The sequence below is a fragment of the Ruegeria sp. HKCCD4884 genome (assembly GCF_013110855.1).
Classification (GTDB): Bacteria; Pseudomonadota; Alphaproteobacteria; order Rhodobacterales; family Rhodobacteraceae; genus Ruegeria.
Map to the genome: position 1 here is coordinate 110,282 of NZ_WVRJ01000009.1, position 23,582 is coordinate 133,863.

The 23,582-nt window shown below is 56.8% G+C and carries 22 protein-coding genes and 1 riboswitch; of the genes, 12 read left to right on the top strand and 10 right to left on the bottom strand.

Translation table 11 applies throughout. The annotated features are described in order from the left end of the window. Positions 1–66 precede the first annotated feature (66 nt). From GS636_RS14425 to GS636_RS14435, 3 genes are read left to right on the top strand one after another with little or no spacing between them, the layout of a single operon-like run. Complete coding sequence (locus GS636_RS14425; RefSeq protein WP_171670094.1) at positions 67–1,296, top strand: class I SAM-dependent RNA methyltransferase; 1,230 nt, start codon at positions 67–69, stop codon at positions 1,294–1,296. 21 nt (positions 1,297–1,317) lie between these two features. Then, on the top strand, positions 1,318–2,103 hold the full coding sequence (locus GS636_RS14430) for an ion transporter (protein ID WP_171670095.1): 786 nt from the start codon (positions 1,318–1,320) through the stop codon (positions 2,101–2,103). A 60-nt stretch (positions 2,104–2,163) separates the two neighbouring features. Then, positions 2,164–2,682 carry a murein L,D-transpeptidase family protein gene (locus tag GS636_RS14435; RefSeq protein WP_171670096.1) on the top strand — a complete coding sequence of 173 codons (519 nt, stop codon included), beginning with the start codon at positions 2,164–2,166 and terminating at the stop codon, positions 2,680–2,682. Here GS636_RS14435 and GS636_RS14440 read toward each other — a convergent pair. The 7 genes from GS636_RS14440 to cysQ all read right to left on the bottom strand — a co-directional run bounded on the left by GS636_RS14440 (position 2,666) and on the right by cysQ (position 10,695). After that, positions 2,666–4,117: a nodulation protein NodH gene (locus GS636_RS14440; RefSeq protein ID WP_171670098.1), complete on the bottom strand. Its 1,452-nt coding sequence runs from the start codon at positions 4,115–4,117 to the stop codon at positions 2,666–2,668. The genes GS636_RS14435 and GS636_RS14440 overlap by 17 nt on opposite strands. Before the next feature lie 6 nt (positions 4,118–4,123). Further along, on the bottom strand, positions 4,124–5,824 hold the full coding sequence (locus tag GS636_RS14445) for a beta-1,6-N-acetylglucosaminyltransferase (protein ID WP_171670101.1): 1,701 nt from the start codon (positions 5,822–5,824) through the stop codon (positions 4,124–4,126). Beyond that, a complete protein-coding gene (locus GS636_RS14450) occupies positions 5,821–6,807 on the bottom strand; it encodes a glycosyltransferase family 2 protein (protein WP_171184799.1) in 987 nt (328 codons plus the stop codon). The genes GS636_RS14445 and GS636_RS14450 overlap by 4 nt, the downstream gene beginning before the upstream one ends. 178 nt (positions 6,808–6,985) lie before the next feature. Further along, positions 6,986–8,035 (bottom strand): glycosyltransferase family 2 protein, encoded by a 1,050-nt coding sequence (locus GS636_RS14455; protein WP_171670103.1) that lies wholly within the window; start codon positions 8,033–8,035, stop codon positions 6,986–6,988. A 7-nt stretch (positions 8,036–8,042) separates the two neighbouring features. Next, positions 8,043–9,026, bottom strand: coding sequence for a UDP-glucose 4-epimerase GalE (gene galE, locus GS636_RS14460; protein WP_171670105.1), 984 nt, complete (start codon positions 9,024–9,026; stop codon positions 8,043–8,045). A gap of 71 nt (positions 9,027–9,097) precedes the next feature. Next, a complete protein-coding gene (locus GS636_RS14465; protein WP_171670108.1) occupies positions 9,098–9,898 on the bottom strand; it encodes a manno-octulosonate cytidylyltransferase in 801 nt (266 codons plus the stop codon). Then, on the bottom strand, positions 9,898–10,695 hold the full coding sequence (cysQ, locus tag GS636_RS14470; protein ID WP_171670110.1) for a 3'(2'),5'-bisphosphate nucleotidase CysQ: 798 nt from the start codon (positions 10,693–10,695) through the stop codon (positions 9,898–9,900). Before cysQ ends, GS636_RS14465 begins: the two co-directional genes overlap by 1 nt. Before the next feature lie 121 nt (positions 10,696–10,816). Here cysQ and GS636_RS14475 point away from each other — a divergent pair, with 121 nt between their 5' ends. Beyond that, a complete protein-coding gene (locus GS636_RS14475) occupies positions 10,817–11,641 on the top strand; it encodes an ABC transporter permease (RefSeq protein WP_171092875.1) in 825 nt (274 codons plus the stop codon). Here GS636_RS14475 and GS636_RS14480 read toward each other — a convergent pair. Continuing rightward, on the bottom strand, positions 11,638–12,240 hold the full coding sequence (locus GS636_RS14480; protein WP_171670112.1) for an alpha-ketoglutarate-dependent dioxygenase AlkB: 603 nt from the start codon (positions 12,238–12,240) through the stop codon (positions 11,638–11,640). The genes GS636_RS14475 and GS636_RS14480 overlap by 4 nt on opposite strands. Positions 12,241–12,452: 212 nt before the next feature. On the opposite strand from GS636_RS14480, the gene dnaK reads away from it, so the two are divergent. Next, complete coding sequence (gene dnaK, locus GS636_RS14485) at positions 12,453–14,360, top strand: molecular chaperone DnaK (protein ID WP_171670115.1); 1,908 nt, start codon at positions 12,453–12,455, stop codon at positions 14,358–14,360. Between the two features lie 74 nt (positions 14,361–14,434). Continuing rightward, positions 14,435–15,583, top strand: a complete 1,149-nt coding sequence (gene dnaJ, locus GS636_RS14490; protein ID WP_171092880.1) for a molecular chaperone DnaJ — start codon at positions 14,435–14,437, stop codon at positions 15,581–15,583. A gap of 75 nt (positions 15,584–15,658) precedes the next feature. Here the strand turns inward: dnaJ and GS636_RS14495 are convergent, their stop codons facing one another. Together GS636_RS14495 and GS636_RS14500 are read right to left on the bottom strand one after the other, a co-directional pair. Beyond that, the gene (locus GS636_RS14495) at positions 15,659–16,963 is read right to left on the bottom strand and encodes an FAD-binding oxidoreductase (RefSeq protein ID WP_171670118.1); all 1,305 of its coding nucleotides are present in this window, start codon (positions 16,961–16,963) and stop codon (positions 15,659–15,661) included. Between the two features lie 48 nt (positions 16,964–17,011). Further along, positions 17,012–17,800: an IclR family transcriptional regulator gene (locus GS636_RS14500; protein WP_171670120.1), complete on the bottom strand. Its 789-nt coding sequence runs from the start codon at positions 17,798–17,800 to the stop codon at positions 17,012–17,014. Between the two features lie 291 nt (positions 17,801–18,091). Here GS636_RS14500 and GS636_RS14505 point away from each other — a divergent pair, with 291 nt between their 5' ends. The 6 genes from GS636_RS14505 (at position 18,092) to thiS (ending at position 23,580) form a co-directional block, all read left to right on the top strand. Then, positions 18,092–19,093, top strand: a complete 1,002-nt coding sequence (locus GS636_RS14505) for an ABC transporter substrate-binding protein (protein WP_171184608.1) — start codon at positions 18,092–18,094, stop codon at positions 19,091–19,093. 101 nt (positions 19,094–19,194) lie between these two features. After that, the gene (locus GS636_RS14510) at positions 19,195–20,001 is read left to right on the top strand and encodes a taurine ABC transporter ATP-binding protein (protein WP_171092888.1); all 807 of its coding nucleotides are present in this window, start codon (positions 19,195–19,197) and stop codon (positions 19,999–20,001) included. Beyond that, positions 19,998–21,266, top strand: coding sequence for an ABC transporter permease subunit (locus GS636_RS14515; RefSeq protein ID WP_171648197.1), 1,269 nt, complete (start codon positions 19,998–20,000; stop codon positions 21,264–21,266). The genes GS636_RS14510 and GS636_RS14515 overlap by 4 nt, the downstream gene beginning before the upstream one ends. 207 nt (positions 21,267–21,473) lie before the next feature. Then, positions 21,474–21,580, top strand: a riboswitch (TPP riboswitch). Between the two features lie 44 nt (positions 21,581–21,624). Then, positions 21,625–22,428 (top strand): bifunctional hydroxymethylpyrimidine kinase/phosphomethylpyrimidine kinase, encoded by an 804-nt coding sequence (thiD, locus tag GS636_RS14520; protein ID WP_171670123.1) that lies wholly within the window; start codon positions 21,625–21,627, stop codon positions 22,426–22,428. Continuing rightward, positions 22,425–23,402 carry an FAD-dependent oxidoreductase gene (locus GS636_RS14525; RefSeq protein ID WP_171670125.1) on the top strand — a complete coding sequence of 326 codons (978 nt, stop codon included), beginning with the start codon at positions 22,425–22,427 and terminating at the stop codon, positions 23,400–23,402. The genes thiD and GS636_RS14525 overlap by 4 nt, the downstream gene beginning before the upstream one ends. Further along, positions 23,386–23,580: a sulfur carrier protein ThiS gene (gene thiS, locus GS636_RS14530; protein WP_171670128.1), complete on the top strand. Its 195-nt coding sequence runs from the start codon at positions 23,386–23,388 to the stop codon at positions 23,578–23,580. Before GS636_RS14525 ends, thiS begins: the two co-directional genes overlap by 17 nt. Positions 23,581–23,582: the final 2 nt, after the last annotated feature.

The window sequence follows — 23,582 nt, forward strand, 5'->3', positions numbered from 1 at the left end:
TTCAATGCAAGCGCAAAGTGCCCTAAGGGGTTTTGTTGACGTGAAAGCCCGGCTATCAGGCCCTTCATGACGCAGCAATTCACAATCACAAGGCTTGGCCATCAGGGCGATGGTATTGCCGATGGCCCGGTCTATGCCCCGCGCACCCTGCCCGGTGAGGTCGTAAGCGGCACTTTGACGGGTCAAGTGCTGACCGATATCCGGGTGGAAACGCCATCCGAAGATCGGGTCAAGGCGCCTTGTCGGCACTACAAAGCCTGCGGCGGGTGTCAGTTGCAGCATGCCTCTGACGCCTTTGTGGCCGATTGGAAGCTTGAAATTGTGCGTAACGCCTTGGCCGCGCAGGGTCTGGATGCACAGATGCGCCCGATCCACACGTCACCCGAACAGTCGCGCAGGCGTGCAACGGTTGCCGTAAGGCGAACAAAGAAGGGCACATTGGCCGGGTTTCATGGTCGCGCGTCGGACACGATCACGGAAATCCCCGACTGCCGGTTGCTGGATCCCGAGTTGATCGCGGCCATTCCTGTGGCCGAGGCGCTGGCCGTTCTGGGAGGAAGCCGTAAGGGTATTCTGGCGGTGACGCTTACACTCTCCGAAGGGGGATTGGATGTAGCCGTCAAAGGCGGCAAACCATTGGACGGGCCGTTGGAACTGGCACTGGCTCAAGCGACAGAGAAACACGGTTTGGCGCGGCTGAGTTGGGATGATGAAGTGATCGCCATGCGACAAGCGCCGCTTCAACGTTTTGGAACGGCTGAAGTCACACCGCCACCCGGCGCGTTCCTGCAGGCGACAAAGGACGGAGAACAGGCTCTATTACAGGCTGTTTCAGAGGCTACACAGGGCGCCAAGCGCGTTGTCGATCTGTTTGCAGGTAGCGGTACGTTTTCCCTTCCCTTGGCCCAAACTGCTGAAGTTCATGCTGTGGAAGGCGAGTCCGCCATGGTTCAGGCATTGGATCAGGGTTGGCGCAAGGCGCATGGTTTGAAGCGCGTAACGACTGAGGCCCGCGACCTGTTCCGTCGTCCATTGATGCCCGATGAGTTGAAGGCGTTTGACGCGATCGTGTTGGATCCACCCCGTGCCGGAGCCGAGGCGCAGGTGGAAGAGCTGGCCAAAGCCAAGCGCCCGGTGATTGCTTACGTTTCGTGCAACCCGGTGAGCTTTGCGCGGGACGCGAAAATCCTTTTTAACGCAGGCTACACCCTTGAATGGGTACAGGTCGTTGACCAATTTCGGTGGTCGTCACATACGGAACTTGCTGCGCGGTTCGTCCTGAACGCCGCATCTTGACCAGACAGGAGAACGCGACACATGGGCGTCAAACAGCGCTTGCTGACCATCATCGAAGCCCCGGCTTTCGGACGTTTCATCACGGCTGTCATCATTTTCAACGCGATTCTCTTGGGGATGGAGACGTCGCCCACCCTGATGGAGGCAGCAGGACCGCTGATTGTCACGCTGGACAAGCTGTGCCTTGCGATCTTTGTTGCCGAGATCACGATGAAGCTGATTGCGACCGGGCGCAGGTTCTTTACCAGCGGCTGGAATATTTTCGACTTTCTTATCGTGGGCATTGCACTTGTTCCCAGTGCCGGCAGCTTGTCTGTGCTGCGGGCCCTGCGAATTCTGCGGGTGTTGCGGGTTATCTCTGTTGCACCCCGTCTACGGCGCGTGGTCGAAGGATTCATTTCGGCCCTGCCGGGAATGGCCAGCGTCTTCCTGCTGATGGCCATCCTGTTCTACATCGGTGCGGTGATCTCGACCAAGTTGTTCTCGGTGTCATTTCCCGTTTGGTTCGGTGATCTGGGCCTGTCGGCTTACACCCTGTTCCAGATCATGACGTTGGAAAGCTGGTCCATGGGCATCGTCCGCCCCGTTATGGAGGTTTATCCCTACGCATGGCTGTTTTTTGTGCCATTTATCATGGTCACGACCTTTGCCGTGGTGAACCTGCTGGTCGGTCTGATCGTGAACTCGATGCAGGATGCACATCACGCCGAGGATGAAGTCAAAACCGACGCCTATCGTGATGAGGTGCTGGAACGGCTAGAAAATATCGAACGTCGCCTGACCGAGCAGATGAACAGCAAAAAGTGATTTCCGTTTCTGAAGGTTTTTGGCATATTAATCCCAAAAAACAGAGCAGGCAGTGAAAAAATGGATCGTCGAGCATTCGGATTGGGGGCGATGGCAACGCTGAGCCTTTCGGCTTGTGCCTCCGCCAGCCCAAGATTTTTGACATATAATGGACCCGAAGTGACCTCTTTGGTGGTCAACAAGGGCGCGCGCAAACTCTATCTGCTGCATAATGAGCAGGTATTGCGTGAATATGAAGTTGATTTGGGCTTTGCGCCACGCGGAACAAAGACTAAGAAAGGCGATGGTCGAACGCCCGAGGGCACATACCTGATCGACCGCCGGAACCCCCGCAGCCGCTATCATCTGTCGCTGGGTATTTCGTACCCCAATTCTCAGGATGTCGCGCAGGCCAAGGCAGCGGGCGTTGATCCGGGGGGCGATATTTTCATCCACGGCCAGCCCAATCTTCGGTCCGAGTTCAAGCGTGCGCGCAAAACACCGGATTGGACGGCGGGATGCATCGCGGTCAAGAATGCCGAGATGGAAGAGATCTATGCCATGGTGAACAAAGGTACGCTTATCACCTTGCGCCCTTAGTGGCGTCCGGCGCCCAGGCACCAAACCCAAACACTTCATAGTCGCGCTGGTAGACCTCTGCTGCCAGCGCCTCAAGCTCTGCGTCGTAAATCTGGCTCAACGTAAATGGCACATCGGGTGCGCATGGGCCCGGCTCGGACGGGTTCGAATGTCCAACTTCGCGTGCCAGTGCGGGAAGTGCTGTCGCCAACTCGTCCTCTCGCAGGATCAGGTCCGGCAAGAGGAAACCGGCAATACCGTCCAAAACCCGGGATTGGCTGCACCACGTCCCATCAACGCGGATTGGTGTCTGACCGTTCAGGTTGAGGCGCAAGAAGCCCAGAAAAGCCGCAAATGCATCGCGGTGCTGCTCGACCGAATAATTCGTGTCCCGCACCTGTCCGGGGATTGGCATCTTGAGCCGGTTACGAAGATAGTTTCGCACCATTTTATAACTGCCCGGTCCTGTGCTCAGAATGTGTTGGCAAAATGCCGTATGCGCCCGTGCCAGCGGGTGACGCAGGACGGTGAATTTTCGATGACCGGGATGATCCTTCAGCCAGATTCGGATTTGTTTTCTGTTTCGATCGGTGATCAAATCGTCGTCCGCGTTGCCATCCAAATCGGCCAACCATTGGGCAATAACAGGCTCTAATCCATTACGAATGGGCAAATACATCAGGGCTGATTTTGACGCTGCGATGTATTGCGGTACGGCGGCCCCGCGTTGCGGCTCAAAGCCCTTGGTCTCATGCAATCCAAAGCGGTCGACATCCCTCAAAGCTTGGGTCATTTCTTCGGGGTTGGTGACTTTTGAAACCGCAGGGGCCGGGTTTTGCGGTTTCAGCGTGTCATCCAGCCGGGTTAAACGCGCTTTAACCCCCAGCCATGCCGCCAGACCGTTTAGAACGTCCAACTCGGTCAGATCATTATAGGTGATGAAAAACGCATTCTGACCCGTCTTTTGCAAATGTCGCCGCAGCATGTGCTGGTGGCTTTGGATCTGATCCAGATAGTCCGCGAATTCTTGCGTATCAAAAGCAATCTCGGCCTCGACGCGCCGTTTGACGTTTTTAAGCAACCATTGCTGGGTTGCCCGCGCGATTTTCAGCGAAAGGTAACTGTCCAGAGGGTTGCGTGTCAGAATGATCTTGGCGCAGCGAGGGTCATTCAGGACCGGTTTCAGGATGCGTGGGTCATGTTCCTGGAAATATCGGAACCCGTTGATGTCACCGGGGGCCGAGCGAATGGCCTTGAGCAACTTTGCCGGATCCGCGTCACGGTCTTCCAACGACAGGCCCAGCAGAGTTTCAGATTTCAGATTACCGGCAAAATGTGGGTTAAACGCCTCACCATGGCAGGTCACGCCGTCCAGCGCGTTCAGGTTTGCCTCCAGCAAATTCGATCCTGTGCGCATGGCCGCCAGTACGACGAAGTAATCATAGTTGGCTGCCATAGACGGTCACTGCACCAGATAGGGTTTGCGGAAAGGTTTTGTTTGCCGACCAAACACATCGTCAGATGGGAAATCTCCCATTAGATAAGGATGCATGCCCTGGTTCTTGAGGTTTTGCAGGAACTTTCCGAACCCGGACAAGTCAACCATGGTGGGCACTTCTGTCAGGTGGCTGGCCTGATTTGCACCGATCTCGTCCAGGATCGTCTGCAACGGATCCATCGGCGATTCAATGAAGTCGGCCAAAGTCCAGCTGCGCATACGGGCTTTGGTCCAGACCGAGGTCATAACCTCAAGCTGTTTGGTTTCAATCTGCTGCAACCGCGCGGCTTCGCACCGGATTTCCGAAAAGTTCAGGTTCGACCGAAACAGCGGAATTGCCCATGCCCCAGTGATAATCGAAATCTGAGCATTCTTGTCACGTGCGAGAAGCCAGTTGATTTCCTGTGTGTCCCGAGGGCTGAACTGAAAACACTGCCGTTCACCCCGCGTGTTCCAGATCAAACTAGACAGGAAAGCTGTGGGGTTATAGTCGCGCAACGATGCGCAATCGCTTAGGGCCCCGTTTGTTATGGTTTCGCCCTGTGCAAATTCGGCCCGGTCGGGTCCAAACAGATGGCCATGGACCTTTGTGCCTGTGGCCGTTGCTAGCCAGGTTTCGAAATCCTCAAACAATTCAGAAAAGCCCTGAAACATGGAATAGGGCGAAGATGTCAGGCCATTTTCGCTGCCATGTCGCGGAAAGCGGCTTTGCATATACAGCCCGTCGCGCCCGCGCGTCCGTCTTTCAACGGCTTTCGAGAAGATGCGATCAATCTTGCCGGGGTTCGGTTCCGCCGGTTTCATAGCGCTGGTTTGGTCCGTCAGAAACGCCTGATACAACCGCTCTGCCTGAGGCCAGATTTTGCGGGCGACAAAGCAATCCGAGCGTCGCAACAATTGCAGGTGATCGTCGTAGAAAATATGCGGGCGGCCCTGATAGTCGAACTTGGACAGGGTTAAGGACCGGCTTTCAATATGTGTGGAATACTGCCGGGCCAGGGTTTGAAAATAGCTTTCATCCGGGATCCAAACATGACGGAAATACAGGTCATACTGCTTGCGTTTGGGGTCCTGAAGAATAGCCGACAGCGTTTGGCGGGTAAGGCACCACCACTGGCTGCCCATATGTGGCACCAAACCGTCGGGAATGCGCCTGCGATACCCCACTGCACGTTGCAGCCTGACGTAAGCGTCAAAAAGCTTGCGTTGATTGCGCCAGGAAAACGGGAACCGCAGGGTAAATCGCTCATGGTCCAGCCCTCCAATCGTCCAGCTGACATCGGATGTTGTCGCGCTCTCGATAAAATCAACGCGGGGTCGGTCGGCTAGATAATCTATCAGTTCCTGAACGGGCCGCAACGGCAGGCAGGCTCCTGATGACAGAAACACATGCCGTACGTCTGGGAATTGGTCCAGCATCACCTCGGATGCGCTTTGTGAAGCGGCGACGATACCCCATCCCCCCCAATCGCATTTGTGGCGTTCAGAAAACACAATCTTGGGATCGTTCGAGCAGGACGCTTTGAAGCGCGTATAGACACCGTCGGCTACTTTGCGGTCCACATGGATCACGACAGGGCATCCTGCGGCCGTCCAGTGACGCGCCACCTGTTCGGCTCGGTCCAGCGAAGTATGGACCAACATGACGATGCCCAGACCGCTCATGCCCAGTTCCCCTTGGACATCAGGCCCAGAATCTCAAGTTGTCTCCAGTTTATGTAAGCCTCGGACCATTCGCACCAGAAAACGGGTTTTTCCTCTAGCTGCGCGGCGTAGGCTTTGTATTCACCCGAACCGCGATAATGCTGACCACGCTCCAGTTCCTCGCGTGCTTTGTCGCCTAGGGTGTTGATCAGTTTGGCATGAAGCAGGGACCCGCTGGCTTTTTCTCCGCCCCATTCGTCATAAACCTGGTTTAGGCCACGGGGCAAAAGTGAATGAGTCGAGCTGACATAGACATACCGCCGATCCCATTTGACCAAGGGAATCTTGTTCAACGCCGGAGCCTTGGATGGGTTTTCGCGGAAGAACACGCGCGCCCTGGGGCCACCTTGAATCCAAAGGTTTTTGTAATCCGGGTTTTTGGTGATCATGTAGTTCCCGGGATCGAACCAACGCGCGATTTCGAACGGGTCCTGACCTTCTCGGTAGGGTTCGGCATCGACAGGACCTTCAGGGTACATGTCGATCAACATGGTTCCAAAACTGCGCACGGCGCTGCCATCCAGCCAATCCGTCAAGGCGCGGATCGGGCGGGTATCGCAATACGGATAGATGAAGAACTCGTCGGGATCGACGGTCAAAACCCAATGGCCATGGGCGTATTTGCGCAGGATATAGTTTGACCAGTCCAGACCATATCCCGCGCGTTTGTAACTGGTTGTTGTCCGCCAAACCGACACGTCGGCCTGTTCCTTCAGGAACTCAAAGCTTCCGTCATCGCTGTTGTTGTCGACGAACAGAAAGTGGTCGATGCCAAGCTTGCGGTAATATTCCAGAAAAAAGGGCAGGCGGATTTTTTCGTTGCGGATAACGCTCATCAACAGGATGTCGTCGCGCCGAATTGCTGATGTGTTGACGCTGGCGGGTTTCAGTTCACGGCGTCGCCTGAGGCAACGCAAAATACGACGCTTGCGCCGCAATCTCATTTTGTAGGACTCAAACAGGCTCACGTGACTGCCCAACCCTTTTTATAACGCGAGCTTTCCCCGACCTCGTCTTTACTGGTGGCACGACAAGGCATTACCGGTTTATGCCACTTTTGCATCTTCTGAGGCAACAATTTAGACCCAGGTAAAGGTAAACGTGTCGTTGACTGATGCGTTTTCATTGCCGGACCCAGCCTTGGTCTGACATCAGCCCCAATTCTTGCAACTGTGCCCAGCCAGTGTATTGCACCGATTGTGGTGTCCACATGTCCGGTTGATTAAGGATGCCGTCATAATACGCGCCGAATTGGTTCGGATCATGAAAGTGCTGGCGTCGTTGCTTTTCGGATCTGGACTTTTCAACAACCTCGGGCAGGAATTTCGTGTGCAGCAACACCCCAGAAGGCGCCGAACCGCCCGGCCCGTCATACGCGTTGTTCAGGTGGCGCGGCAGGGCGGAATGGCATGAGTTCACATACGCATAGCGTCGCGACCAGCGCATCAGGGGGAGTTTGTTCAGTGTCGGTGACCGTTGCCGGGTCGTGCTGAAAAACATCCGTTCCCGAACCCCACCCTGAACCCAAAGATTGCCCATCGGGCTTTGCCTTTGGGCGCGATAGGGGCCGGCATTGAACCAACACAGCAGATTTGTTGGGTCGGTATCTGGATCATAGGTGTCACGGCCCAACGGACCTTTGGGATAGAGGTCCAGCATCAACGCGCCAAAACCCACCCGGCCTTGTTGGTCCAACCAGGCCGTCAAATCCTGCAGGGGCCGGGTATCGCACTGGGAATAAACCAACAGCTCATCCGCATCGACCATCAGACACCAGTGATTGTGCCCATATCGCATCTGAAGCCAGGTCAGCCAATCCAGTCCAAACCGAGATCCCCGATAACTGGAGTAGGTTTGCCAGACAGATACATCTGGTTGATCCAGCAGAAGCTCAGTTGAACCGTCATCGCTGCCGTTGTCGACGATCAGAAAATGACGCACACCCAATTGACGATAGTGACGAAAGAACCAGGGCAGGCGGGTAATCTCGTTGCGCAAGGTGATAAAGGCCAGCACATCGCCCGCGTGGATTTCGCGGGTCTGATCTTTCAGGCACGTCAATTGGTGCCGACTGCGCAAGGACCGCCACAGCAGCCGACGACGTTTCCAACGCAGCAGATACTTTTGCCGCCAACTGATCCGGGGCAGGTTCTGCAGAGAGTCGGAGGTCACGGACGGCTCATTTTTCGTAATGGCCGTTCTGATGCCAGCGCCAGGCGTCCGCTATCATCGTCTCTAACGTTGAACGTTTTGGCGTCCATCCCAGTTCGGTTTCGGCCCGCACAGAGCCCGAGACCAGCTTGGTGCAATCGCCCGCCCGACGCGGCCCGGTTGAATAAGGCACGGCGCGATTTGTGACAGATTTGGATTGCTCGATCACCTCAAGCACGGAAAATCCCGATCCGGTGCCCAGGTTGAAGACACGGCTTTCCTTGCCTTGTTCCAGCCAGTCCAATCCCAGCACATGCGCGTCGACCAGATCGCAGACATGTACATAGTCGCGGATACATGTGCCGTCGGGGGTGTCGTAATCGGTGCCAAAGACGGTCAGGCCCTCACGCTTTCCGTCAATTGCATCCAGCATCAGGGGGATCAGGTGGGTCTCGGGTCGGTGAAACTCGCCCACCTCTCCTTCCGGGTCTGCCCCGGCGACATTGAAATAGCGAAAGATGACATGGCGCAGGCCGTGCGCAGCTTCGAAATCTTTCAGGATATCCTCGATTGCACGTTTTGATGCTCCATAGGCATTCAGTGGATACTGCGCAGTGGATTCATCCAGAACCACGTTGTCATGCTCGCCATAGGTGGCGCATGTGGATGAGAACACGAAATCCAGGCACCCGGCTGCAACCGCAGCTTCGATCAAGGTCAACGAACCCGTGACGTTGTTTGACCAATACAGCCCGGGCTGGCGCATTGCGTCACCCACTTGGCTGAGGGCCGCAAAGTGCATTACCGCGGCTGGTTTGTGTTTGGCAAACACCTGATCCAGACGGTCCCGGTCCAGCAGATCGCCTTGCTCGAACGGTCCATATTTCACCGCATCCTGCCACCCTGTGACCAGATTGTCGTAGGTCACCGGGACGTAGCCTGCCTTCGCCAGCGCTTTGCACGCGTGCGAGCCGATATACCCGGCGCCGCCAGTTACGAGGATAGTTGTCATTTTGCGTCCTTTGGAACCAAATTGCTTGTATAAAAGATGTGGGGGCCGCCGGATGTCATGGGGAAAATCGGTTACTCCAGCCCCATCGCCGCCATCATCTCTTCGATCTTGGGCACGTCCTGCGGGTTGTTCAGCTCCCAGAACTGGCGGCCCTTGGCTTCGACCTCGACACATAGGACCTTGCGGCCGTTCTCCATGAACCTGAGTTGCTCCAGCCCTTCCAGTTGTTCCAGCGGGCCAGTGGGCCAGCCTGGATATGCCGCAAGCGCATCGGGCCGATAAGCATATACGCCCACGTGATGAAACACTGGGGTCGGTTCGTCGCCCGCATAGGTCTGCGATGTAAACGGTACGACCTCTTTCGAGAAATACATCGCGCTGTGATCGCGCCCGAATACGGCCGTTGTCCCACCAACACGGTCATGCTTACGGTCGTTCAGCAGACTGTTCAACGCGTCGCCGTCGCAGCGCAGAACGGGTGTCGCAACACCGGCATCTGGTGCGGCGCGCAAACCTGCGATCAGGTCTTCGACAAACCAGTGCGGCGTCAGAGGTGCATCTCCTTGCAGGTTGACCACGATTTCATGCCCACCGCCCAGAATTTCATGCGCTTCGGCACAACGTTCGGTGCCATTCTGACAATTCTCAGAGGTCATGACCACTTCGGCTCCAAACCCCTCCGAGACCTCGCGGATACGGTCGTCGTCCGTTGCAACGACCAACCGATCAACGCCCGACACAGACTTGGCCGCGCGCCAGGACCGTTCGATCAATGTCATAGCCGTACCTGTGGCGCCAGATAGCGGCACCAATGGTTTGCCCGGATAGCGGGTCGAAGCGTATCGGGCTGGGATGGCAATCAGAACAGACATCAGGCTTCCTTCAGTTCAACACCCGGAGCGTAGGCGATAAAAAACGGGTTGGCATATCCTTCTTTGCCATAGAGCAGCGGCGAATGGTCGTCAAAACGCACAACCCGGCCACCGGCGCCAGCCAAAACCGCGTGGCCCGCTGCGGTGTCCCATTCCATTGTGCGCCCAACGCGCGGGTAGACATCCGCCTCACCTGTCGCCACCAGGCAGAACTTGAGAGACGACCCGGCGCTTTTGCTGTCCTTGGTCTGGTATTTGTTGATGTATTCCTCGGTCGCCTGATCCCTGTGGGATTTCGAAGCCACTACAAAAAGTGCAGAATTGTCCGGTTTAGAGACTGATATTTCAGTCAGCACACCGGGTGTGTCTTTGTCAAACGCGCCTGTTTCCTCGACCGACCGGCCGTCAGCTTGCGTATAGAACATACGACCCCGTGCTGGCGCATACACCACGCCACGCGTTGGCGTGCCATTTTCAACCAGCGCAATGTTGACGGTAAAATCACCACGGCGGTTGATGAATTCCTTGGTGCCATCCAGCGGATCCACAATCAGGAAAGTATCGCCTTTTTCCGAGTGTGACGCGGCCTGCTCTTCAGTAACCAGCAGGATGCCCGGGAAAGCTGCGCGCAAACCGGCAGAGATCAATGCGTCTGCAGCCTCATCCGCTTCGGTCACCGGGCTGGAGTCTGATTTGACTTTGACATCAAAATCATCCGCCTCATAGATCTCCATGATCTTGTCACCTGCTTCTAGGGCCAGACGTCGGATGACCGGGATAAGCGCGTCGTAAGTCACAAAAATGCTCCGTTCCTGTGGTTTGTTGATCCAAACTCATGACCGACTTATGATGCGGCGGTTACGGAACGGCAAGATATTCGTGCCAGATTGAGGGCGGCGAGGCAGGAAAGACCTTCGAGTGTATTACTTCAAGCGTAATCAATCGCTGCTGGGCGGCGCGTTTACAACTGCTGAACTGGTGTTCCATGCAGTCGTTAGGAACGTACGCTCGCAACATCCGAATGCGGTGATCGCAATTCTGATGAACATCGTGCAGCTGGTTGTGATGTGCATGGTGTTCTACTTGCTCATAACTTTGATGGGCCGGGGAGGCATTGCCAAGATCAGGGGTGAATTCCTGCTGTATATCTTGTCCGGCGTCTTTCCATTTATGATCCACATACAGTCGATTGGGGCAATCTCGGGGGTTGGTGCTGCCAACAACCCAATGACGCTGCATTCACCAATGAACGTAATGGTTCTGATCTTGTCGGCCGCTTTCAGCACGCTGTACAAGCAGGTGATGGCGATGTTCGTCCTTCTGTTCATATACAGTGTCGCGGTCGCTCCGTTAGAGATTGAGAACCCGGGTGGCGCCTTTGGTATGGTGCTGCTGGCTTGGTTTACGGGGTGCGCGATCGGACTTGTGTTCATGGCCATCAAGCCCTGGTTCCCGAAAACTGTTTCCATGCTGACGAATATTTATCGGCGGATGAACATGATTTTCTCGGGAAAGATGTTTGTCGCAAACACTATGGGTGGTTGGTTGTTGATGATGTTTGCGTGGAATCCGCTTTTCCACATCATCGATCAATGTCGCGGCTTCATTTTCCGCAACTACTTCCCCCGTAATACCAGTTGGGAATACGCGGTCTGGGTTGGGATCGCTTTATTGATGATCGGATTGATGGGTGAGTTTTTTACGCGCCAGCACGTTTCGCAAAGCTGGAATGCCCGCCGTTAACGCGCCACCCGCAATGTAAGATTGATCCGCCCGCCCTTGGGCAATAAGCGCGACGATCCGAACCTGATCCGGTCCACCCCGTGATATGCCAACCGTGCGGGCCCACCCATAACGACCACATCCCCCGAGCTGAGCCAGATCGACTCGGTCTTGCCGCCGCGGGTCGTATTGCCAATGCGAAACAGGGCGTCATCGCCCAAAGAAACCGACAAAACGGGCCAGGAAAAATCAGCCTCGTCCTTGTCCTGATGTAGGCCCATCTTTGCGCCTTCGCCATAGTAATTGACCAAACAGCAATCCGGTTCACGTTCCGTACTAACCAAGTCATACCAGATACCCAAAATACTGTCGGGAATGCCGGGCCAAACTCCGCCCTTGGGATGCTGATCCTGATAGCGATAGCCTGCCTTGTCTGTCACCCAACCCAAATCCCCGGCCGATGTCATACGCACCGACATTTCTTTGCCCGAAGGCGTAACGGGGCGAAACAAGGGCGCAGCTTTCAGAATCGGTCGCAAATCGGCAATGACCTGCGTCTGAGCGGCAGGATCCAGATAGCCTTTTCTGATATCGAACCCACGCAAAACCAGCCGCGCCATTCCGGAAACCCCAATCCTTTCCAAATCCTTGCCAAAAAAGGCCACAGATTCCCGAAAACCTGCCTTTTACGGTGCTTGCAGGCCCTTGGTCTGGCCCTTATATACGCCGGGACGCGCGATGGTAGTGCTGTCGCGCACATCAGATCGGGGACAGGATGCCGTAACGGGTCCGGTTCTCGGGACATCGCCTTGAAGAGAAAGGGATTGCAAAAATGGGAAAAGTAATCGGGATTGACCTCGGTACCACCAACTCGTGTGTGGCCATCATGGACGGCTCGCAGCCGAAGGTCATCGAAAACGCTGAAGGGGCGCGGACCACGCCCTCGATCGTCGCCTTCACCGAAGATGAGCGACTGGTCGGTCAGCCTGCAAAACGTCAGGCGGTCACCAACCCCGACAACACGATCTTTGGCGTCAAGCGTCTGATCGGTCGTCGTGTGGATGATGCAGAAGTCGAAAAAGACAAGAAAATGGTGCCGTATGCCATTGTTGATGGCGGCAACGGCGACGCGTGGGTCGAAGCCCGCGGCGAAAAATACTCTCCAAGCCAGATCTCGGCCTTCACTCTGGGCAAGATGAAGGAAACCGCCGAGAGCTATCTGGGTGAGGAAATCACGCAAGCGGTCATCACCGTACCGGCCTACTTCAACGATGCACAGCGTCAGGCCACCAAAGACGCCGGTAAAATCGCCGGTCTGGAAGTGCTGCGGATCATCAACGAACCGACAGCGGCTGCTCTGGCCTATGGTCTGGACAAGGAAGAAACCCAAACCATCGCGGTGTATGACCTTGGTGGTGGTACCTTCGACGTGACCATCCTGGAAATCGATGACGGCCTGTTCGAGGTCAAATCGACCAACGGTGACACCTTCCTGGGTGGTGAAGACTTTGACATGCGCATCGTCAACTACCTGGCGGATGAGTTCAAAAAGGAACACGGCGTCGATCTGTCCCAAGACAAGATGGCCCTGCAGCGTCTGAAAGAAGCTGCTGAAAAAGCTAAGATCGAACTGTCCTCGACCTCGCAGACCGAAATCAACCAGCCGTTCATCTCGATGGGTTCGAACGGTCAGCCGCTGCACATGGTCATGAAACTGACCCGTGCCAAGTTGGAATCGCTGGTTGCGGACCTGATCAAGAAGTCGATGAAGCCTTGCGCCGCTGCTCTGAAAGACGCCGGCCTGTCGGCTGCTGACGTTGACGAAGTTGTTCTGGTCGGTGGTATGACCCGGATGCCGAAAGTGATCGAAGAGGTCACCAAGTTCTTCGGTAAAGAGCCGCACAAGGGTGTGAACCCGGACGAAGTGGTTGCCATGGGCGCCGCCATTCAGGCCGGTGTTCTGCAAGGCGACGTCAAAGACGTTGTTCTGCTGGACGTGACCCCGCTGTCGCTGGGCATCGAGACGCTGGGTGGCGTGTTCACCCGTCTGATCGACCGCAACACTACGATCCCGACCAAGAAGTCTCAGGTCTTCTCGACCGCCGAGGACAACCAGAATGCCGTGACCATCCGCGTGTTCCAAGGTGAGCGTGAAATGGCTGCGGACAACAAGATCCTGGGTCAGTTCAACCTCGAAGACATCCCACCGGCACCACGCGGTATGCCTCAGATCGAGGTGACGTTTGACATCGACGCCAACGGCATTGTCTCGGTTTCGGCCAAGGACAAAGGCACCGGCAAAGAGCAGAAGATCACTATCCAGGCTTCGGGCGGTCTGTCCGACGAGGATATCGAAAAGATGGTCAAGGACGCCGAAGAGAACGCGGAAGCCGACAAGGAACGCCGCGAGCTGGTCGACGCAAAGAACCAGGCGGAAAGCCTCATCCACTCGACCGAGAAGTCGATGGAAGAGCATTCCGACAAGGTCGACCCGACCACCATCGAAGCCATCGAGCTGGCGATTGCCGCACTGAAGGACGAGTTGGAAACCGAGAATGCCGACAAGATCAAGTCGGGCATCCAGAACGTCACCGAAGCGGCCATGAAGCTGGGCGAAGCCATCTACAAGGCGCAAGCCGAAGAGGGTGAAGATGAGCCTGCCGCCGCAGATGCCGCACCAGGTGACGATGACATTGTCGACGCTGAGTTCGAAGATCTGGACGACGACAAGCGTAAGTAACGGGTAACCGGGCCAATCTGGGCCGGTCCGCTCGCCGGGCCGGCCCGATTACGTTGAGGCAGAAGGAAACGCTGATGTCAAAACGCGACTATTACGATGTGCTCGGCGTAGCCAAGGGTGCATCGGCGGACGAGATCAAAAAGGGTTTTCGCAAGAAGGCCAAAGAGTTGCATCCCGACCGCAACAAAGACAACCCGGATGCCGAGGCGCAGTTCAAGGAAGCGAACGAAGCCTATGACGTGTTGAAGGACGCCGAGCGCAAGGCTGCCTATGACCGCTTTGGCCATGCCGCTTTTGAAAACGGCATGGGCGGCGGCGGGCGTCCCGGCGGCGGCTTTGGTCAGGGCGACTTTTCCAGCGCATTCTCGGACGTTTTCGATGATCTGTTCGGCGATTTCATGGGCGGCCAACGCGGAGGTGGCGGTGGGCGTCGTGCCGCACGCGGTTCAGACCTGCGCTACAATCTGCGCGTGACGCTGGAAGAGGCGTTCTCGGGCCTGCAGAAAACCATTAACGTCCCCACCGCTGTGGCTTGTTCGTCCTGTGACGGAACCGGCGCTGAAGGTGGCGTTGAACCCACAACCTGCCCCACCTGTTCGGGCATGGGTAAGGTGCGGGCGCAACAGGGCTTCTTTACAGTCGAGCGCACCTGCCCGACATGTTCTGGGCTGGGTCAGATCATCAAGAACCCATGTAAATCCTGCCAGGGTTCCGGCCGTGTCGAAAAAGACCGTGCCTTGTCCGTCAATATTCCGGCCGGTGTCGAAACCGGAACACGGATTCGGCTGGCTGGCGAGGGCGAAGCTGGGATGCGCGGTGGTCCTCCGGGCGATCTCTATATCTTTGTCGAGGTCTCTGACCACAAGCTGTTCGAACGCGACAGCGTAAACCTCTATTGCCGGGTTCCGGTCAGCATGGCCAAGGCGGCGCTGGGTGGTTCGATCGAAGTGCCCACCATTGATGGCGGACGGGGACGTGTCCAGATTCCGGCAGGCAGTCAGTCAGGTCGCCAAATGCGTCTGCGTGGCAAAGGTATGCCCGCGCTGCGTGGTGGTGGCGTTGGTGACATGTTCATCGAACTGGCGGTGGAAACTCCGGTCAACCTGACCAGCCGCCAGAAAGAGCTGCTGCGCGAGTTTGAGGATCTGGGTGAGGACAACCACCCGGAATCCAAAAGCTTTTTCTCTTCCGTCAAATCCTTCTGGGACGGAATGAAAGGCTGAGACTGAGGCGGCGATTGCCGCCTCTTTTTCGTTTTGGCGGTTGTGAAAACCAACACGACACGGTGTCGTTTGACGCTATCTGGTTTCCAGCCAATCCATCAAACGCATCGACCAGATCGCTGTTCCCAGACCTGCAACCTTGAACGGGCGATAGGACATGGTTCGCACAGGGGTTGTTGCAAAGGTCAGAGCCTCAGGGTCAGCGCCCAGGGCGCGCTCGGCCAGAACACGGCCCATCACATGTGACATGGCAACGCCACGTCCGTTGTATCCTAACCCGATTAAAAGACCCGGCTGAGGTTCATGCAGGTGGGGCAAGTGGTCGTCTGTTACCGCAATGCGCCCTCCCCAGCGATGGGACCAATTGGCACCTTTCAACTGAGGGAAAACGCGTTCGGCGTCTCGTTGAAGCCAATCGAAACCGCCCAAGTTGCCTGCGCCATCCACGCGCCCCAACCCACCGTAGACCAACCGATTGTCCGGCTCTCGCCGTGCGTACATGATGATACGTCGGCTGTCTGAGATCGTGTGTCCCTGCGGCAGGATCGAAGCGATGACGTCTTCCGGCAACGGGTCTGTTGCGATCTGAATCGGGGTTAGGGGCAAGATGCTGTTGGGTAGTTTCCGCACCAGCGGGCCGGTATAGCCGTTGGTTGCAACAATCACAGTGTCGGACGTGACCGACCCGTGATCCGTGCGCAGTTGCCACTTGCCGCCTACCTTGTTCATCGAGGTGACAGCGCTGTTTCCGAAAATTGAAACGCCACGTTGTTGGGCCGCACCTGCCACGCCGCGTGCCAGCATCATTGGCTGTACCGCGCCGCCGCGTGGGGTCACGACACCGCTTGAATAGGCAGCAGTGCCTGAAGTGATTCGCAGATCATCCCCGCGCAAAATCTCCATTCCTGCGCCAAAATCATTCCAGGCTTTCACATCTGCCTCGGCCTTGCGCAATGCCCGGTCATTATGCAGCACGCGCAACCACCCTTTTTGCCGGGCCTGGCACGGGATTTGATAGGTGTCGATCAGGGTAAACAATTCGTCTGCAGAATTCAGCGACGCTTCGGTCAGGCGTTCAAAATATGTCTGTCCAAGCATACGCTGTAAGTCTTTGGGCGAGTTGAAGGGCAGCATTGGATTAACCTGCCCGCCCGTGCGACCCGAAGCACCCCAGCCGACGTCACCGGCATCAAGCACAACAACAGACGTTCCTGCTTCGGCAAGGGCCAGCGCTGCGCGCAGACCAGTGAAGCCTGCGCCGATGATGACCACATCCGCCCGCAGATCGCCGGACAATTGCGGGCTATCGGGCTTCTTTGGAGCCGTGGTAGCCCAAAGAGAATTTGGCCGTGTCGCCACGGCGGGCGGCGTTGCAAGCATTTTACTCTCGCATTACGGAACATTCATTCCATTATTCGATAGTAAAACTCAGGTCGTCAAGCCGAAGTTTTCCGGTGCCTCACCCCCGATCTGGTCGCAGATCCCGGCGGCGGTTTGTTTCAGCAAGTTGAGATTTGCGCGCAATTCGTCAGGTGTGTTGTCTGCCGTCAAAGTCCACATTGACAAGCAGGCGGCTACTTTACCCTGTTCATTCCAGATCGGGACGGACATGCCCATGACCTGCAGGAATTCTTCTTTGACGACCATCGCGTAACCCTGGCTTCGAACGACATCAAGATCCGCTTCAAGCTCGGGCAGGAGGGTTCTGGTGAACTCGGTGAACTTTTCCAACCCTGATGACCCCAGAACGGAATCGCGCTGTTTCTCGGTCATAAACGCCAGGAAAACCTTGCCTGCGGCGGTGCAGTGTAGCGGCGCGTGGTCACCTGTTCGCGCAGCATATCGAATCGCGACATGGTTGGACGTTCGCAGGTACAGAATGGTATCGCCATCCAGAACGGACAGCGCAATGTTCATACCGGTCACTTCGCTGAGGCGATCAACGGGTTCAGCGACAACTTGCTGAAGATCGGGGTGGCGGAACCCTGCACGCGCCCATGCCTGAAACCGTGGCCCGGGTTTGTAGGTTCTGCCGGTTTTCTCATACTCGACCAGACCTTCGCTTTGCAGAACGGCAAGAACGCGATGGCACGAACTTTTGACGAAGCCCGTCTGTGCGACAATGTCTGAAAACACCATCGGCCGTTTCGCATGGGTTAGAACATCCATGATCCTTGCGCATTTTGCGACGATGGAACTGTCTGTGGGTCTTGCCATACCTGATCTCACATCTACTACATTGCAGAACTACGACGAGTTTTTGTTCATTTCAAGCTTTTGAGCGCTTGTTTATGTATAGTTGAACAATAAACAGTTGACGGAAAGAACGCGCACTCTCTAGTGTTTTATTCCAGAACAACTGTTCTGCACCACGATAGAGCGAAGGGCTTCAAGGTAAGCGGTGTACAAAAGACTCGGCACCGTGTCGCAAGACGCAACCAACGCTCCCTCAAAAGATAAAACGGCGGTTCGCGCTGAAAACAAAAAGTGACCCAACCGGAGGATACTATGAAGAAGACACTCGCTACTCTCGCAGCGACCAGTGTGCTTGCACTGACAAGCCATGCGGTGCTTGCGCAGGATCTGGAAGAAATCACAGTCGCATACTTCCTGGAATGGCCCCTGCCCATGCTGGAAGCCAAAGCCAACGGAACCTATGACGAAGCGCTTGGCCTCAAGGTCAACTGGGTGAGTTTTGAAACCGGCACCGCGATGAGCGCGGCGATGGCTTCGGGCGACGTACAGATTGCGGTCAGCCAGGGCATTCCGCCTTTCGTTGTTGCCGCATCCGCCGGCCAGGCGATTCAGGTGGTTGATGTCGCCGTGACGTATTCCGAGAATGACAACTGTGTCGTGTCGGAAGCGCTGGAGATCGACAAGGAAAACGCCAGCGAACTGGCGGGCAAAAAGGTCGCTGTTCCGCTGGGTACAGCTGCGCATTATGGCTTCCTGCGCCAGATGGATCATTTCGGAATCGACTTGGCCAGCCTTGAAGTTGTCGACATGGCCCCGCCTGAAGGTGCGGCAGCCCTGAGCCAGGGCGCGGTTGATTTCGCCTGCGGATATGGCGGCGGTCTGTCCCGTATGAAAGAACACGGGAACGTTCTGTTGACTGGTGCCGAGAAAGAAGAACTGGGCATTCTTGTGTTCGACGTAACCTCGTCCCCGGAAAGCTTTATCTCGGAAAATCCGGAACTGGTCGCACAGTTCCTGCAGGTAACTGCAGATGCAAACGAGCGCTGGAACTCGGGTGCCGGCGGTGATGCGATGCTTGAGGTTATTGCCAAGGAATCCGGCATGGACCTTGATGGCGCACGCGCCGCTATTGGGACAATGGGCTTCCCCAGCATGGATGATCAGCTGTCCGAGAAATGGCTGGGCGGCAATGTGCAGACCTTTATGAAGGGTGTGGCCGACGTGTTTGTCGAAGCCGGCAGCATCGACGGTGCGCTGGACAGCTATGCCAACTCGGTCAACACTGAACCGATGACGATTGCCGACGGCAAGTAACAGAGTCCGGCGTGGCGCATTTCGATGCGCCCGCCGGTGCTGACCCGGCAATTGGGCGCGCCGCCCGCGCGTGAGGGCGCCTGTATCAAAGAGAGACGGATATGACAGGTTTATCCATCGAAAACATCTCTATGCGCTTCGACCTGCCCAATGGAACGGCAGTGCAGGCGTTGAAAGATGTCACGTTGCATCTGAACGAAGGCGAGTTGATGAGCGTGCTGGGCCCCTCGGGCTGCGGCAAGACCACACTGCTGAACATCGTTGCGGGTTTTCTGGCCCCGACCGAAGGGCAGATTGTGATGAATGGCCACACGGTCACTGGCCCTGATGCCGAGCGTGGCATGGTGTTTCAAAAAGGCGCTTTGTTCGAATGGATGAGCGTGCGTGACAATGTAAGTTTTGGTCCCCGGATGAAGGGCCAGAAGGAAGCGCAATACGCGGCCGAAGTCGATCATCTGCTTGAGGTCGTGGGCCTTCAGGACTTCAAGGAAAAGGCGATCTATGAATTGTCTGGCGGGATGCAGCAGCGTGTGGCGCTGGCGCGATGTCTGGCCAATGACCCCGATGTCATCCTGATGGACGAACCGCTGGGTGCGCTGGACGCGCTGACCCGTGAAAAAATGCAATCGCTGGTTTTGAAACTTTGGAAAGAGACCGGCAAGACTATCATCCTGATCACCCACTCTGTCGAAGAGGCGCTGCTGCTGGGTGAGCGTCTGTTGGTGATGGCACCTAGACCGGGGCGCATTCACAAGGAATATCGCCTTCCCTTCGCAGATATGGGCGTCGACCAGGATCTGCGTGAGGTCAAGAAACACCCTGACTTCGCCACCAACCGCGAAGAGATTCTGGGCATGATCTGGGACATGGAAGAAGAAATCATGGGTCGGACGGAGGCAGCGCAATGATCCCCATTCTGATCTATATCGCGATATTCATCGGCGCTTTCTTTGTGGTCAAACTGGTGACTGCAGGCACAGACCGCCATGATTTCACATCTCTAAAGACGGTCACCTTTGGCGATGAAAGCGCCGTTGTCTCGGATCGTAAGGCGTCAATCATCTCAATCATCGCCATCTTCGTGCTATGGGGCGCATTCACCGGGTCGGCCTTGTTGCCGTCGTTCTTGCACGCGCCGGGGCCGTATGTCGGAGAAGGTACGTTCACCTACACGGTGGAAACGGCAGATGGTCAGACCGATGACGCCACGGTGACGGTAATTGTGCACCCTGCGGACGCACCGGTGGACGAACCCGAGGTCGCACCCGGCGACGGATTTGCCAAAGACGATGCCGTAGTGGTTCAGGCTTATCGCAGCAAACTGGCCCGTCTTGACCGAAATGATGAGGTCGGCCGCGACGAGGGGGCCAAGATCGTTGCTGTGAATGGTCAGCCGATTGAACCGGGTGGCGTCGTGAACACCGATTTCGGCCGTGTGGTCATGTCGCAGCGTGGCACACTCAATATTGACCCGGACAAAGGCTGGCAGATGGAACCGATCTGGCTGCCCGCACCGGAAAACGTTTTCGAACGGCTGGGCGAGATTGCCAGCGAAGGCTTCCGGAACTTCACCCTTTGGGAGCATCTGGGCTATTCGCTGTTCCGCGTGATCGTGGGCTTCCTTCTGGGATCGCTTGTGGGTATTCCGCTGGGATATGCCATGGGCCTGTCCAACTGGTTCCGTGGATGGTTCGACCCGATCGTCGAGTTCATGCGCCCGGTTCCGCCATTGGCTTTGATCCCGCTGGTGATCATCTGGGCAGGGATCGGTGAGGGTGGCAAGATCATCCTGCTGTTCCTGGCGGCGCTGTGGATCATGGCGATTGCGGCCCGTTCTGGTGTGTCCGGCGTGAACATCTCGAAGGTACACGCGGCCTATTCCCTTGGGGCGTCGAAGTGGCAGGTGATGCGCTACGTGATCATCCCCAATTCGCTGCCCGAGATCTTCACCGGTGCGCGGGTTGCGATGGGGGTCTGCTGGGGCACGGTTGTTGCTGCAGAACTGGTCGCTGCTGAAAAAGGGGCTGGCATGATGATCATGGTTGCCTCGAAATTTCAGAACACCGACATCGTGATCATGGGCATCATCCTGATTGGCGTCATCGGCTTCGGTATCGACATGCTGATGCGCTGGGCCGAACGTGTTCTGGTGCCCTGGAAAGGTAAAAGCTGATCGATTTGCATCAGACGTCAACGCGCGTCTGATTGCCTTTAGACCGATAAAAGGCGCGGTTTCCCGGTCCCGGGTGCCGCGCCTCTTTCATTGTGCGCCTGCCGCCTTGCTATGCGTGTGACAAAACGGGTCAGCGATATATCCAGTTTGCAGGCCGATTACGCCCAATTGGCTCTTGCGTTTGGCGTCGGTGGCTGAGATTGTCTGCGCCAACCGTTGGGGTGCCCTGATCGCAGGGCTGAGAGGCGCGGCTGCGCTAACCCATCGAACCTGATCCGGGCAATTCCGGCGTAGGGAACGGTCTTATGAACGCAGACAGTTTTCCTACATCGTTGCCCAAAGATGATGGAGCGACGACATGGCTGCAATTGCCCTGACCATTGCGGGATCCGACAGCGGCGGCGGTGCCGGGATACAGGCCGATCTGAAGGCCATGTCAGCACTTGGTGTTTTTGGGGCCAGCGTGATTACTGCCGTCACCGCACAGAACACCCAGGCTGTCACAGCAGTGCATGGTATCCCTCTGGACGTGATCGAGGCGCAAATTCACGCGGTGCTGGGCGATCTGGACGTCAAAGCCGTAAAGATCGGTATGCTGGCTACACCCGAGATCATTCAAACCGTTGCCAAGGGGCTGGCTGACTTTCGAGGCCCCATTGTTCTGGACCCGGTGATGATCGCCAAGTCCGGTGACGCCTTGCTGGCGCAAGAGGCAATTCAAACCTTGCGCGATATGCTGTTGCCGATGGCGGCGGTTTTGACACCAAATCTGCCCGAAGCCGCTTGCCTGTTGGATGCACAAGAGGCCGAAACGCCCGAGGAGATGGCCGCTCAGGGTCAGGCTCTTTGCGCTTTGGGTGCGCGCGCTGTGGTCATGAAAGGCGGTCATGGTGCGGGCGAGGTGTGTCATGATTTGCTGATCGACCCGACAGGTATCGTGGCAGAGTTTCTGGCCCCGCGCCTGAACACCAAAAACACGCATGGGACCGGATGCACCTTGTCATCCTCGATTGCCGCTGGTTTGGCAAAGGGTCTGCCTTTGAAGGAGGCCGCTGCTCAGGCGCATGAATACCTGCAAGGCGCGATTGGACGCGCAGATGAGCTGAACGTGGGTTCCGGGCATGGTCCGGTGCATCATTTCCATCAGGTCTGGCCCAAGTGACCGTCTGGTCTGTCATAGGAGCCGGGGTTGCCGGTCTGGCCGTCGCCAGCGAACTGGTGTCGCGCGGCGCGAAGGTGCAGGTGTTTGATCCCGGCGGCCCGCCGGGCCCGCACGGGTGTTCGTGGTGGGCCGGGGGCATGCTGGCCCCCTGGTGTGAATATGAAAACGCGGAAGAACCGGTGCTGAGACTGGGTCAGCAGGCCATCGACTGGTGGGCTGGTCGCACACAGGTACAGCGGTGCGGTACCTTGGTCGTTGCAAGTGCAAGAGACCTGCCAGACCTACGCAGATTTGCGCGCCGGACTGAGGCGTATGTGGATGCTGACCGAGCGAAAGTCGCCGAATTAGAGCCTGATTTGCACGGGTTTGGGAAGGGCCTGTTCTTTGACCGGGAAGCCCACCTTGATCCGCGTCAGGCGTTACTGGATTTGCACCGAGGTCTGCAAGAGCAAGGGGTGGAATTCCATCGTAAACTGGCCCCCGCGCAGCTTGAGAACGCAATCGACTGCCGCGGACTGCACGCGCGCGAATATCTTCATGATCTTCGAGGCGTGAAGGGTGAGATGCTGGTCGTACGCTGCCCCGACGTTACGCTGAACCGTCCTGTGCGCCTTTTGCACCCTCGAATGCCGCTTTACATCGTGCCGAGGGGCGATGGCATCTACATGCTGGGTGCGACCATGATCGAAAGCGAAGACAGCAGCCGCATCACGGCCCGGTCCATGCTGGAACTGCTCAGCGCGGCTTATGCCCTGAACCCGGCCTTTGGTGAGGCTGAGGTGCTGGAAATCGGCGTCGACCTGCGCCCCGCCTTTCCCGATAATTTGCCCCGCATCCGCCGCTTGGGCAGGACAATCTATGCCAACGGGCTCTATCGGCACGGCTATCTGCTCGCCCCGGCTCTGGCGCAGGGTGTGGCGGATCTGGCGTTGGACAACACACATTCGGAGATGGTCGATGAAGATCGTGCTTAACGGAGAGGCGCGGGTCGTACGCGCCGAAACCCTGGCCGAGCTGCTGGACGAATGCGGCTTCACTGGCCGCGTTGCCACTGCAGTGAACGAGGATTTCGTGCCGTCCAGTCTACGCATTGCGCACGAATTGGCCGATGGCGACCGGGTCGAAGTTGTTGCACCGATGCAGGGAGGGTGAGC